A 13,901-nucleotide genomic window follows, 5' to 3' on the forward strand; every position below is an offset into this window, starting at 1 on the left:
AGTTCGGCGCATCCGAACAATCGACTGTTCCGAACACCGAGCCAGCCGCAGAGGCGCATATCCTCAGGCGGCGGCACTCCGCGCTCGGAGCTCGTTTAGGAAGTCCTTGATCAGCACGGCCCGCTCGGCCTCGCCGAGCACCTCGACGATCATTCCGTCCAGTTGTGGGGTCTCGTGCGGCGCCTCCTGCGGGCAGAGCAGCCACAGCCCGTGCGGGGCGTCGACCTCCCGGCGGGCCGCGTTCTGCAGGGTGACCAGCAGTTCCCGCCCGCCGGCGTCCTGGTATCGGGCAACCAGACCCGCATCGTGGAGGAAGAGCACGTCCGTCGACCCAGCTGTCTCGACTCGCTCACGCAGGTGCTCACCCACTCGGGACCATGCGCCCTTGACGTACGACGCAAGCCCTCGCGGCAGTTCGCCGGACTCGGTGAACTTGGTGTCGATGGTCAGGACGCGTTCCCACTCGGTGCCGTACTGGGTCGCAAGGGCACGGAACTCCCGAAGGAACAGCCCGCCCAGCGAGACCGGCTCCACGCCATACGCCTGTGCAATGAGGTCTGCTGCTCCGGGAAGGTGCTTGCCTCGAAGAGTCAGAGCGAGAAAGCCTCCGCGGCGCAGGGCGTCCTCCAGCTTCGCCCCGAGGAGTACCTTCGGGTCTCGTCCGGCCGCCGCCGATGCTGCGGCCACGCCTGCCGCGCTCGGGAACAGTGTGGTCGCAGTCGCCGAGGCGGTCATCGAGCGAACGCCCTCCGGAACCGGGGCGCGGAAACGCTTGGTCTCCCGGTCGTATTCGAGGACGAATCCGGCATGCTGAAGCGCCTGCTTCATCGCTTCGGCCAGAGCCTCTTCCAGCTCGACCGCAGTCGGCTCACCCAGATCCAGATCAGGAAAGCGCAGCCGCACCTTGGCGAGGAGTTCCTCCGCAGTCGCGCCCCGGTCGCGCCGGACGCCGGCGGCGGCCTGCGAGATTCGGATCGCCTGCGCGAGGCCAAGGCCCCTCGGGTAGAGCTCCAGGCGCGGGGAGTACAGGGCGTCCTGAGCGGCGGCCGACGCCAGCGCCACCATGCGCCCGTCCGATAGAGGAGTCATGCCCGACGGTACCGGCACGGATCGCAGGTCGCGGATCACGACGGCACGGTCCGGCAGCGGTTCGGTCTGCGCGAGCCGATCGGCCTGCTGTCCGAGCGACCGCGCGTAGTCGGCGAGCTCAGGCGCGCTGGGGTCGTTGGTCCCCGTCAGGGACTCGCACGCGATGAAGACCCGGCCACTGCGCCGAAGCACGGCGAGCCGCGGCTGACGGTCGTCGTCCTTGTCCTGCGGCCAGGCTTCCGCCTCGACAGCCGCGCGGACCACGGCGAGCGCGAGCGCCTCCGCACGCTGCGGGTTCTCTTCCCGCACGCCCTTGCGGATCCGCAGGTCGGTCGCCGCTTCCTGCGCGGTGACAACGCGTCCCGCTCCGGTGACGAAGGCAACGATCTCCTCCCGCAGCGTCGCCAGCACAGGATCCGCCGCCCAGGACTGGATCGCGGCCACATGGCTCCGCGAGACGGTCGCCTGCGAGGTGGGCAGCGCCTTGGCGATATCTGTCTGGGAGCACCAGACCGGCAACGGGGAGAGCGCTCCGTCTGCGCTGGGCAGGCCGAGCGTGAGCCGGATGATGTCGCGCTTGCGCGAGCCCTTGCTGGCCGAGCCAGGGTCGAGGTGAGCAGCGAGCTCGTCGATGCTGGCACGGGCTGCAATGTCCGCTGGCAGCTCTGCCAGGTCCACCTGCGGGGCCTCAGTCGCGCTCCCCGAGCCCCCTGCCGGCTTCGAGGCGGGCGCGGCGGCCTTTCGGAGCTTCGTCGTCCACTGCTTGTGCCGTCGGTTGAGTTCCTTGCGGATCACCGCACCGGCACCGCGGGCACGGGCAATCTGGTGCAGCGGCACGTTGAGGAGCTCGCCCACGGTGGTCGCACCGAACGAGTTGGCCACTGACTGTGCGCGCGGCGAGAGGCCGGCGTCCTTGAGCAGGGTGTCCGTTTCGGCCTGCGCGGCGACTCGGTCGCGGGCGGCTTCCAGATCCTCCGTCTCGTCGTCCTCGTCGTCCGGAGCCACCGCATCGGCCTTGGAGAACACGGCCTGCCAGGCTTCGTGCATCTGCCGCAGGGTGTCGAAGCGGCGGTCGGCGTCCCGGTGGAGTGCCCGCCGGAAGAACGCCTTCAGTCCTTCCTTCAGCGCGGGCTCGAAGACGTCCTCCGCGATCACCGGGTACTCGTCGTCGGTGGTGCGGGGATCGGTCATCTCGTCGCCCCAGCGGGGGCGCTCGCCGGACGCCATCTCGTGCAGGGTGACGGCTGCGGCGTAGTACTCGGCGTGGTTGTCGAAGACCGGCCGGCGCGGTGTGTCGAGGAACGGGTCGAGGTAGCCGCGCGTGCCGGCCTTCACGTCCCGTTCCGGTGCCTCCGCTAGGGAGAAGTCGAAGAGCACCAGCTGCCAGGATCGGTCGGCCCGCTGGAGCACACCGAAGTTGTCCGGCTTGAGGTCGCGGTGCCACACGCCTTTGCCGGCCAGCTGGTCGAGGGCGGTGAAGAGGTCGCTGCTGAAGCGCTCCAGCTCGTGGTAGGTCAGGCGCCCGTCCCCACGCAGTCGGGCACCGAGTGAGCGCTCGCCGGCGTACTCGAGGTCCAGCACCGTCCGGTTGTGGATCTTGCGCGGACCATCGAGCAGCCGCACAACGGCGCCACCGCCGACTCTGGCCAGCACGTCCGCCTCGGATTCCAGGCGGTCGTCGCGGGTCTCGTCCAAGGCAACCTTGAGCACGCGCCGATCGACCCGGATCGCGCCCCCGAGGTCTTCCACCTCGCGCCGCACGAGCAAGGCCCTGGCGGTGGCGCCAGTGCCGAGGACCTTCTCGACAGTCCACTCGGCATCGACACTCTGCCCTGCCATCGCCGCGAGCGGGTCCACTCCGACCGGTGCCGATACTTCCGCGGCGGCTGCCTGCTCGATTCGGTCGAGCTCGTTCAGGAACCGGTCCACCGAGTCGAGCCGTTCGGCCACATCCGCCCGGGTCGCCTGGAACACCAAGCCGTCGAGTTCTTCTGACACGGCGTCCGACACGGCGGACGGACGCAGTCCACCGTCGTTCGTCAGCCGCTCGATCATGGCGCTGCGCCGCTCGGCCGGCGGTTCGCCGACCAGGATGAGGTGCGCGAGGGCGCCGAGGCCGAAGATGTCCAGGTCGACCGGGTCGGCGAACTCCATCTCGAACTCCGGCGCCAGGTAGACCTGTGCGGCGTTCTCAACGTGGTCGCCGCCGGCGCTGGGGGTGCCGAGGGAGGTGTGCGAGGTGCTGTCGAAGTCGCGGGCGGCGACCTGCCAGTCGATGATGCGCACGACCGGGTTGGACCCGTCGGACTTGCTGGACACGTACACCGATCGGGCCGCAAGCGCGCGGTGATAGAGCGAGCGCTGGTGAGCGTAGCGCAGCGCGTCGGCGATCTGGCGTACCAGCTCCAGCCGGGTCTCGTGGGTCAACGAAGCGCCGTAGGTGGCCAGGTAGGCGTCCAGGCGCAGGTCGGCGGCGCGGTGGTTGAAGAGGATCGCCGGGCCACCCTGGTGGTCGCGGAACTCCCGAGCCTGGGCGATGCCGCGGTGGCTGATGCCCTGGAGGACCTGGTACTCGCGCCGAGCTGCTCGTTCGACCGAGTTTCGGGTCTCCGCGGTCGCTTGGAGGCTCACCAGGTAGACGCGGACGCGGCCTTCCTCGCGGATGGGCTGCTCTCGGATGGCAAGGCGGTCCTCCCAGGTGGGGCCACCATCTAGGGGACGCCCGGCGAGGTTCCAGCCGTCACCGAAGTTCAGGTGGGCGGTGGATGCCTTGACGCCGATCCTCTTCATGAGGTCGGGCAGGGCCCGCGCCAGCTCGAATCGCTCGCGCCGGGCGGCCTCGGAGTCTCGCTGCGGCGGCAGACCGAGGAAGTCCTGCCAGATGCGGAGCAGGCCGCTGGCGCCGTCGTCACGGCCGTAGACGTTGGTCTGCTGGCCGGCGTCGAGTTCGGATCGCAGGCTCGGGGCGGACAGGAACACCGCCGGGGAGATGAACGGGATGCGCACGCCGGTGTGGAACTTCCCGGCGGCCCAGGAGAGCTTGCTCCGCAGTTCCTTGGACTTGAGGTCGGTCAGGTGTAGCGGGTTGTCGATCGTGCGGAGTCGGTCGGGGCCGTGGAAGTTCCAGGTGCTCCCGTTGTTGACGAGTCGCCCAGGGTGCGCTTTGAGCTCCACGAGGAAGAGGCCGCGCGGCACGAGGATGAACAGGTCGCACTCGTTGACGCGCCCCGAGGAGGCCGTGAACGAGAAGGTCGCCCAGGACCGGAAGGGCTCCGCCTGTGGCATCAACGCCTTGACGTGGTCGAGCGCTTCCTGCTCGTGCGGGAACGGGGAGGGCCGCTCCTGGAACCAGCGCTGCACGCGCGGCGGTGCAGGCTTCGGCCGGCGCGCCCCCGAGTTGCCGTCCTTGCCCACTGCCGACACCCCTGCACCCTCCCCAACCTTCGGCCGCGGACGAACCACGGCCTTCCTCCACGGCCTTGACCCTATCGGTCGGGGCCGACAGGTGGAGGCGTGTAGTCCTTCCCGTGATCAACCGGTCCCTCGGCTCTCGCTGCGCCGTGCCGTGGATCCTTCCAGGGCGGCACTCCGGAACCGGTCGATCACTGTCAGGTACAGTCTGCACTGCTTCGGTGATCAAGCAAAGGGGGAATAATGATCTGCGCGGCTCGCTCTCGGCATCGGCGCTGGGCTGGTGCTGTCGCCCTGGCGGTGACGTTGGGTGGCCCGGTGTCGGGCTGTAGCGGTTCAACTCCCCTGCCTGCGGATGGGGTTCCTCCGGCTGCCCGGCATCTCCAGGCATACGACCCGCCGACGTCATTCGACTTTGGCGACGGCAACGGCACGGGGGACGCACTCGACGAGGGCGTCCAGCCCTCGACATCAAGCCCCACACGGCAACGGCCGGCAATTTCGCTGAAGGACACGACCGCCTTCGTGACCACCGAGGACGGCATGAAAGCCGTCGACGCCGTCACCAGGAACACGCTCTGGAGCGCGAGCAGCACCATCCCCGCCACGGAGAGCGGCTTCGGGTCCGAGAGGGCCGCGCCACTGCCCGCCCACTTCCACGGCGTTGACGCCGTACTCGTGGCGTTCTCCCGTTTCATCCCGGGCACGGGTACCGGCAGGGGCCGAAACGTGATCGAGGTACTGGCCGCCGACTCCACGACGGGCAAGACCGTCTGGACCGCTCAGGTCGATCTCGTGATAACGCCTCTGGACAAGGAGGCTCTGAGTCACGACGATTCGCTGCTCGCCGACGGCATCAGGGCGGCCCAGGTGGTGGCCGTGGACGACCAGAGCGTGGTCGTGTCCGACGACGAGACGACCTATGTGGTCGACGCGGGATCCGGGCAGCTTCGATGGACCAGGGCGGATTTCCACGCGATGCAGCTTGTCGACGGCATCGTGGCCGGTGCCGAGGCTCCAACGTACGGCGAGCGTCAACTCGCAGGCTATAGCGCGTCAGACGGCAGTCCCCGGTGGTCGGCGGTCCACACGGAAAGCCATGCCGTCGCCTCCTCCGCCGGCCCCGGCCTGCTCGCGATGTCGGCTTCCGACGGGTTCGTCATCGTTGACGCCCGTACCGGAGCGGTCCGCGCCCACCCGGGGCCAGGGGCGTATGTGCACCCCTGGCACTGTGACTTCGACGGAACGTCCGTCATCCTCTGCAACGACCAGCTGTTCGGCCAGACGCACTCGATCGCGGCTGTGGACGCGACGTCAATGAAATGGCTCTGGTCGATCACAGAGACGCCGGGAGGACGACTCGTGCCGGAGGTCACCGCCGTGTGGCATGGAGCGGTATACGGCCGGACGCCCAACGGAAATGTCATCCTCGACGCCCGCACCGGTGCCGACCGGGCAACCCCGAAGCTGGCTCCCTTCCTCGTCAACGCCTACGTCGGCATCGAGGACCGAGGCCACAGCATGAGCCTGATGCGCTCCACGGGGTAGCGGTACGCAGTCCCAGCAGGCCGCCGACTCCATGCAAGCGGACCGCGGCCGCCACTGGACGAAGAGCCTTCGAGTGAGCCGATCACGGCCAGCCCACTCGAAGGCTTTCGTCAGCTACAGCCGCTCGGGTGTCCCGATGCCGAGGAGGTCCATTCCCTGGCGGAGGGTCTGGCCGGTGAGCTGGCAGAGCAGCAGCCGGTCTCCATGACCTCGCGGCTGGGGGCTTTGAGGACGGGGCAGTGCTCGTAGAAGGTGGTGTACGCCGCCGCGAGGCTGTGCAGGTAGGCGCAGAGGCGGTGGGGTTCGAAGGTCTCGGCGACGAGGTCGATGGTGGCGCCGAACTCGTCGAGGAGGAGTCCGAGGGCGCGTTCGGCCGGCTCCAGGGCCAAGTCCTGGTGGGCGGTCGGGGTGGCGCCGTCGGGGGCCTTGCGCAGGATGGACTGGATGCAGGCGTATGCGTACTGGAGGTAGGTGCCGGTGTCGCCATTGAGGGAGACCATGCGGTCTGCGTCGAAGATGTAGTCGCGGGTGCGGGAGGTCGACAGGTCAGCGTACTTGACCGCGCCGATGCCGACCTGCTTTGCCCGGTCTTCGAGTTCCTCGCTGGCGAGCTGGGGGCTCTTCTCGGCAACGACGGTCCGGGCCCGGTCGGAGGCGATCGCTTTCGTCGCTGCAGTCGTTCCGGAGATCAGGCCTGCCGGCCGGGTTCCGCTGCCGCGGTGGCTCACGGGCCCAGCCGCCCCGGACGCCGCGCCCGCGCGGGACCTGCTCCTGCGGATGCTATTCAGCTGCGTGGTGGACGCCGACTTCCTCGACACCAGCGCGCACTTCGCCGACCGGCCTCCAGCGCTCTGCGAGGGCGCCGACATGGCCGCTCTCGCCGACCTGTTTGAGGAACGCCGTCAACGAGCTTTGGCAGCGCGCCCGCCGTCGCCGGTCGACGACATCCGCCGACGTAGCTATGAGCAGACGGTGGCTGCCGCCCCGAACGGGCCCGGCATGTACGTGCTCCAAGTGCCGACCGGCGGCGGGAAGACGCTCGCCTCGGCCGGGTTCGCGCTGCGCCACGCGGCCGCCAACGGCCTGTGACGAATTGTGGTACGCGGTCAGGACTACATCGGAAGCCGCCCAGGGCTCCGACGCCACAAATCTCCCCACGGGCCGCTAGAACTTCGCATAATGGGCGCATGGATTCTCGCTCCCATGATCAATCGGGTTGGCAAGACCACTCCTCTGGAGCCTGGTGGGAACCCGGCCTCCACCATCAACGACCTACTATCCCACCGCAACGCCAAAGGCGTCCGCGTCAGCAGCCAATACCTGGTTTGGCCGACTGGCCAGCCCGGGCTACCGCGACCGCCGTGGAGGTAGGCATCGCAGGAGGCCTGATGATGGCATACACAGCTCTGCTGTATGTTGCCCAACCAGCTTTCGCCGTATTACAGGCAGTCGCCTTCCTTTCAGGCGTCGACATCCGAGGCCTCTTCACCAGCATCTACTGGCTCGTTGGCGCTGGCTGGCTTGTTGGCCAATGGATCGTTCGAGGTCAGACAGGCCAGTCGCTCGGGCAGCGCCTAGTAGGGATTGTCACGGTAGACGAGGACACGGGCGCCCCTGTCGGGGCGCCTCGAAGCATTCTGCGGGGACTACTGCACGCGCTAGATATACTGCCCGGATTCATTGGATATGCCCGACCGGTTATCCATGTCCGAAAGCAAACCTGGGCCGACACGATCAGTCGTACAGTAGTGGTTCGAATGGATCTCATTAACTCAATCGCGCTCTCCAACGAGACGAAATGAGGCTGATCCCTCGGGTATGAGAAAGCCCGCAGGCCCGATCCAGCCCGCACATGCTGCTTTCAACCGGGCCCACGGCACTGCGATGAAATTACAGCCGCTCTGGCGTTCCGATGCCGAGGAGGTCCATGCCTTGGCGGAGGGTCTGGCCGGTGAGTTGGCAGAGCAGCAGGCGGGTCTCCATGACCTCGCGGCTGGGGGCTTTGAGGACGGGGCAGTGCTCGTAGAAGGTGGTGTATGCCGCCGCGAGGCTGTGCAGGTAGGCGCAGAGGCGGTGGGGCTCGAAGGTCTCGGCGACGAGGTCGACGGTGGCGCCGAATTCGTCGAGGAGGAGTCCGAGGGCGCGTTCGGCCGGATCCAGGGCCAGATCCTGGTGGACGGTCGGGGTGACGCCTTCGGGGGCCTTGCGCAGGATGGACTGGATGCGGGCGTAGGCGTACTGGAGGTAGGTGCCGGTGTCGCCGTTGAGGGAGACCATGCGGTCGGCGTCGAAGATGTAGTCGCGGGTGCGGGAGGTCGAGAGGTCGGCGTACTTCACTGCGCCGATGCCGACCTGCTTGGCCCGGTCTTCGAGTTCCTCGGTGGCGAGCTGGGGGCTCTTCTCGGCGACGACGGTGCGGGCCCGGTCCACGGCTTCGTCGAGAAGGTCCATGAGGCGGACGGTCTCGCCGGAGCGGGTCTTGAAGGGCTTGCCGTCCTTGCCGAGGACGGTGCCGAAGCCGAGGTGCAGGGCGCGGACGTTGTCGGGGAGCCAGCCGGCGCGGCGGGCGGTCTCGAAGACCATCTGGAAGTGCAGGGCCTGGCGGCTGTCGACGACGTAGAGGAGCTGGTCGGCGCCGAGCATGCCGACTCGGTCGCGGATGGCGGCGAGGTCGGTGGTGGCGTAGCCGTAGCCGCCGTCGCTCTTCTGGACGATGAGCGGGGTCGGTTCTCCGTTGGGGCCCTTGATGTCGTCGAAGAAGACGCACAGGGCTCCGTCAGAGAGGACGGCGACGCCGGAGGCTTCGAGGTCGGCGCACACGTCGGCGAGCATGGGGTTGTAGTAGCTCTCGCCGATGGCGTCGGCGTCTTCGAGGAGGACGCCGAGGCGGGCGTAGACGGCTTCGAAGTAGACCTTCGACTCGTCGACCATGCCCTGCCAGGACGCGACGGTCTCGACGTGGCCGGCCTGCAGCTCGACGACGCGCCGGCGGGCCCGGTCGGCGAAGTCGGCGTCGCTGTCGAACTTGGCGCGAGACGCCTTGTAGAGGCGGTTGAGCCGGGACATCGAAGGCCCGGAGTCGTCCGGCTCGGTGCCTTCGTCGAGCTCGGCGGGGTGCTCGATGAGGTACTGGATGAGCATGCCGAACTGGGTGCCCCAGTCCCCGAGGTGGTTGCGCCGGATGACCTTCTCGCCGGTGAACTCGAGGGCGCGCACGAGGGCGTCCCCGATGATCGTGGAGCGCAGGTGGCCGACGTGCATCTCCTTGGCGATGTTCGGCTGGCTGTAGTCGATCACCGTGACGCCGGCCTCGGCGTTGCTGCCGACACCGAGTCGGGCGTCGGCCGCGCGGGCGGCCAGGCGCTCGAGGATGGCGGCGTCGGTGACGGTGACGTTGATGAAGCCGGGCCCGGAGACCTCCAGGTTCGCGATCACCTGGTCAGAGCCGAGGTTCTCGAGAACGCGCGCGGCCACCTCGCGGGGGTTGGCCCGCAGCGGCTTGGCCAGGCTCATGATGCCGTTGGCCTGGAAGTCGGCGCGGTCGCTTCGTCGCAGCTGGGGGTCGCTGTCCGCGGCGTCGGGGAACGCAGTGGAGATCGCCTGTGCGAAGCGCTCGCGCAGCGCGTCGGCGATGGAGAGGACCGTAGGCATAGATCGAAGGACCACTTCTGTGAGAGGGCGGATCCGCGGACGGGCCGCGGGAGTCGCAAGGCGCCGCTCCGTCGAGCGGTCGACGCCGTCTGCCGAGTATCCCATGCCCCGCACAGCCGACGGCCCGATTAAGGGCGCCGCAGAGCAAACCCGGTCCACTCAAGGCCCTTGGGTATAGATCATCCTGAGTGATCATCAGCAATCCCCGCGAGTTCCTCCACCTCGCGAGGAAGCAGGCACTCCGCATCCCCTTGAGCCGAATCCGCAAATTCGATCGAACACATCGTGATGGAACGACTACGGTGGCAAGCCTGCCGTGCGGCACTCGGGAGGGAGTGGGGTGAGCAGGCTATCTGGGGGTGCGGATGGTTCGCTGGGCATCGCTGCGGCGATCCGGGCGGTGTTCGCCGGCGACGGCGCAGTGCATGCGCTCGACGATCCGGGGTTCGGTGACGTCACCGGTGCGGTGCGGCGGCTGCGCCATGACGGCCGAGACCTTGTGGCCAAGCGTCGGTCGTGGGCGGCGGGTCACGCGGAGCGCGCCCTCGCTGCGGAGGCGGCGCGGCGTCTGGGGGCGCTCGCGGTGGACGGGTTCGGGCGCATCGAGGTGTGCGTGCCCAACCTGGTTCCCCTGGACGACGGTACGGCGGCTCTGGTGTCGCCCTACCTCGGTCGACCGCTCTCCGCCTCGACGGACGGCCTGGCCGGCTTGTTGGCAAAGGAGATCGAGGATTTCCTCCTGGCGGTGCTGGGGTGCGGCGTGGAGGCGTCCGGGTGCATTCCGCGGAACATGTTCCGGCGGAGCGGCCGGACGGTTCTGATCGACTGGGAGGACGCGTTGCTTGTTCCGGCGGGCACCGCCGCCCCCGGTGCGCTGACCGTGATGAAGTGGGACATCGCGTGGTCCGACTTGGCCGGACGTGATCTGGGGCTCAGAAAGCGCATCACGGCGGAGGGCGACGAAGAGCCGACGCTGGACGGGTTCGAGGCCGTACTCGCCGCCTGGCTGCCGGCCGGACTGGCCGCGCGGGAGGTGCGTCGCCGCGGCATCGAGTTGACGCTCGCGAGCGAACTGCCCACCGTAAGGCCGAAGTCCGCGAGTGCCGCCCGCCTGGGTCATCTCGCCGAGGACGTCCTGCCGCCCGGTCTCGGCGTCTTCCACACCGTGCTGACTGCACGGCTGCGAGCAGACCAGGGTGAGGACGCCTATGCGGACCTCCTTCACCGCCTGGATGCCCTCACCGAAAGCGCCCGTGCCAACAGCGGCCGTGGCCTGGAGCGGTTACGCCGGCCGTGGGTTCTCGCCCTGTTCTCCACGGCCGAGCTCCAGTTGGCCACCGACCACCAATCGCTCGAACAGCTGGTCGTACGTCTGGAGGAGCTGCGGGGCTTCGGCGGGTGGGACGCGGCGCGTGAGCGCGCCGAGGTCGCCGAGGAAGTCACCGCCCGCATTGCCCGGACCGCTCAAGCCGTCCTGGGACTGGAGGAGTTGGAGCTCATCTTGCGCGGCTCGTGCGCGCAGGGAGTCCTCGGACGTGACAGCGACGTCGACTTCGAGCTGAGCTCACCCGACCACCCGAACGGGCATCGGGCGCTCGAGGATCTTGTGATCGAGGCGCTCGCCTGCCTGGGTCTTGCGGCCGAGGGCTCCGCCGCCCGGCCGACCGAACGGGATGTCGTCAGCGCGGACGGGATGTTGAGCCGCGATCTCCACGAGTGGTTCGAACTGCGCCGGCCCGGCATGGACCGTCACGGCCCCGGCTGGGTCGCCACCGCCATCGCTGCCCCGTCCACCGCCGTCATCGGTCGGCCGAGCGAGTATGAGCAGCTGGGCCGCGAACTCACCGCCAAGTACCTGTGGTTCGAGGCCCGGGCGCTGCTGGCCCGGCTCGTCTTCAGCCGTGCCGCAGCGGCGCCGCCTCCGGTGAAGCTGGTCTCCCAGCTGTCACTCCTGCACGAGCTCGTTTCGGGCGACGAGGCCGCCAAGGTGGAAGCCCTGGTGCGCCGGGCGTTCGCCCTGCGGGAGGCAGCCGATCCCGCGCCGCCGGCACCCGGCCTGGACGTCGAGGTGGAGCAGCTGGCCGACCGGCTGGACGTACTGCGGGGCCGTCTCGGTGTGCCTGGCCCGCGCACCCTGTAATCCCGTTCCGCCCCGATCCGCGCCATCTCAACCCGAGAGGTCAACCGTGATCAGCGACGCGATTCCCCTGTCCACCAGCGATGCTTCGCATGTCTCCTTCGCGGACGGCTACACCTTCCATGTCCGCGGGGGCCAGATCACCCCTCCTGGCCAGGCGTGTCCGTGCGGCGGCCTGGAGCCGGTCCACCAGATCACCTCCTACCGGGAGGCGTACCCGCAGGCCCAGCTGTCGCTGACCGACGTCTGCAACATGGGATGCACGTACTGCTCGTTCCGGGACCGAGTGCACGCCGACGGCAAGCCCGTCACCATCCCGCTGGAAACGGTGGTGCAGGGCCTTCGCACCCACCGCGAGCGGCTGGTCGAGGAGGACGCGCGCTACACCCGGATCGACTTCGGCCTGGCCGGCGAGACCATGCTCGTGCGCCACATGCACGACACGGTCCAGGACCTGGTCGCCGACAACCTCGCCGACTCCCCCGTCACGGTGGTCTGGGCCGGGCCCATGGTCACCAACGCCACGCTGTCGATGACGACCAAGCTCGCCGACCAGCTCGGCCCGCCCCAGGACATCAGCCTGGACGGGCCCAGGGACGTCCACGACCGGGTGCGCTTCTACACCAGTGGGCGAGGCGGAACGTACGACCACGTGCGTTCCGTGCTCGACCAGGTGCTGGCCCGCCACCCCGACATGGGGGTCTCGGCGGTCCTCACCGCCTACTGCACCGACTTCGTGGCGATCTTCCGCCACCTCTTTGAGGACGTCGGTGCCCGCAACATCTACATGAAGCCGGTCAACGCCACCCATGACAAGGACTACGCGCTCAACGCCGAGACGCTGCCGGCCTTTCGCCAGGGTTACGCCGACCTCGTCGAGCACATCCTCGCCCAGCCGCCCGAAGGCATCCTCGCCCGGCTGCTCGCGCTGAACTCCGAGGACTTCTTCATGCGGTTCTTCTACCGGGTGAAGGACCGCGCGGCGCAGGTCTATCGGTGCGGGGCCGGCAAGAGCGGCACCTACCTGGACACCAACGGCAACCTCTACCCGTGCGCGCACTTCATCGGCAAGTCCGGTTGGCACATCGGCCATGCCTCCACTGGTGTCGAGGACTCCGAGCGCCGCAAGTACCTCGACCTGGTCGTCGACGAGCGGGACGAGTGCTCTTCCTGCCCGTCGCGGTACGTGTGCGGCGGCGGCTGCTACTACCAGGCAGTCCTCGCGAACGGCGACATCACCAAGCCCGACGGCGTGAAGTGCGACCTGATCCGGTTCATCACCGACCTGGCAATCCGCCTCGTCGTCGCCCTGCGCGAGCAGTACCCCGAGGTGCTGGACGCGCTGCCCTCTCCGTACGGACTCACCGCCGAGGCGCTCGCCTCCACCCCCGAAGCCGCCTACCTGCCCGCGGCCCGCCTCGATGCCGCGGTCGACGATCAGCGGGTGCCCATCCCGCTCGCCGGTCTGGGCCGGGTGCGAGGCGGACTGGCCAACCCTGCGGGACTCGCCGTCACGCTCGCCCGCCGCGCCGAAGGGCTCGCGGTGCGGCTGGACTTGGGCGATACGCCCGGCGCCGTCCAGGCGGTCCGCGTCCGCCTGCAGCCGTTGGGCGAGGGAGTGTTCACCTTGCATGATCTCGCCGCCGGGCAATGGCCCGGCGAGCGGTACCTGCGGTGCACCCGCGACGGCGTCTGGTGGCTCGCAGCCCCCACCGCCCGATTCCGCCGTGTTCCGCATCCCGCTCCCGTCTGGGAGGACGCCCACGATGTCCGCCTCTCCTGGGAGGCCGATCACCTGGAGCTCCTGCTACCGCTTCCCGAACCGGTCGGTTCCGGCGAGGGGCTTGGTGTGAACGTGTTCACGGACTTCACGGACGGCGGGTGGACGGCCTTGACGCTGCACGAGCCGTTCGCGGCCCTGGACCTCAACGCGAAGGGTCCGCTTCGCTTGTCCGGCCCGGAGGCACCCGGGCGACCGGCCTCGGCGGGAGTCAACGGCCCTATGCCCGTTGAGCTCACGCCGCTCGGTCGCTGGGCCGGGCTCCAGGGCAACACCTGCTGACGG

The 13,901-nt window shown here is 68.9% G+C and carries 7 protein-coding genes and 1 pseudogene; 5 read left to right on the top strand and 3 right to left on the bottom strand.

Going from position 1 to position 13,901, the window contains the following annotated elements; all coding sequences use genetic code 11:
• Positions 1-63: 63 nt before the first annotated feature.
• A complete protein-coding gene (gene pglW / locus ACZ4WV_RS08090; RefSeq protein ID WP_465744001.1) occupies positions 64-4,503 on the bottom strand; it encodes a BREX system serine/threonine kinase PglW in 4,440 nt (1,479 codons plus the stop codon).
• Between the two features lie 522 nt (positions 4,504-5,025).
• Between pglW and ACZ4WV_RS08095 the strand changes: the two genes are divergently transcribed.
• The gene (locus tag ACZ4WV_RS08095; protein WP_465744003.1) at positions 5,026-6,048 is read left to right on the top strand and encodes an outer membrane protein assembly factor BamB family protein; all 1,023 of its coding nucleotides are present in this window, start codon (positions 5,026-5,028) and stop codon (positions 6,046-6,048) included.
• Between the two features lie 114 nt (positions 6,049-6,162).
• Here the strand turns inward: ACZ4WV_RS08095 and argS (ACZ4WV_RS08100) are convergent.
• Positions 6,163-6,704: pseudogene (gene argS, locus ACZ4WV_RS08100) on the bottom strand (arginine--tRNA ligase domain-containing protein); the annotation flags it as partial.
• 121 nt (positions 6,705-6,825) lie between these two features.
• On the opposite strand from argS (ACZ4WV_RS08100), the gene ACZ4WV_RS08105 reads away from it, so the two are divergent.
• Positions 6,826-7,137 carry a hypothetical protein gene (locus tag ACZ4WV_RS08105; RefSeq protein WP_465744004.1) on the top strand — a complete coding sequence of 104 codons (312 nt, stop codon included), beginning with the start codon at positions 6,826-6,828 and terminating at the stop codon, positions 7,135-7,137.
• Positions 7,138-7,235: 98 nt separating this feature from the next.
• A complete protein-coding gene (locus tag ACZ4WV_RS08110; protein WP_465744006.1) occupies positions 7,236-7,850 on the top strand; it encodes an RDD family protein in 615 nt (204 codons plus the stop codon).
• Positions 7,851-7,938: 88 nt separating this feature from the next.
• On the opposite strand, the gene argS (ACZ4WV_RS08115) is transcribed toward ACZ4WV_RS08110, so the two are convergent.
• Positions 7,939-9,699 carry an arginine--tRNA ligase gene (argS, locus tag ACZ4WV_RS08115; protein WP_465744008.1) on the bottom strand — a complete coding sequence of 587 codons (1,761 nt, stop codon included), beginning with the start codon at positions 9,697-9,699 and terminating at the stop codon, positions 7,939-7,941.
• A 340-nt stretch (positions 9,700-10,039) separates the two neighbouring features.
• Here argS (ACZ4WV_RS08115) and ACZ4WV_RS08120 point away from each other — a divergent pair, with 340 nt between their 5' ends.
• On the top strand, positions 10,040-11,839 hold the full coding sequence (locus tag ACZ4WV_RS08120) for a hypothetical protein (protein ID WP_465744010.1): 1,800 nt from the start codon (positions 10,040-10,042) through the stop codon (positions 11,837-11,839).
• Between the two features lie 46 nt (positions 11,840-11,885).
• Complete coding sequence (locus ACZ4WV_RS08125; protein ID WP_465744012.1) at positions 11,886-13,898, top strand: radical SAM protein; 2,013 nt, start codon at positions 11,886-11,888, stop codon at positions 13,896-13,898.
• Positions 13,899-13,901 lie beyond the last annotated feature (3 nt).

The organism is Kitasatospora sp. NPDC029312 (assembly GCF_055569215.1).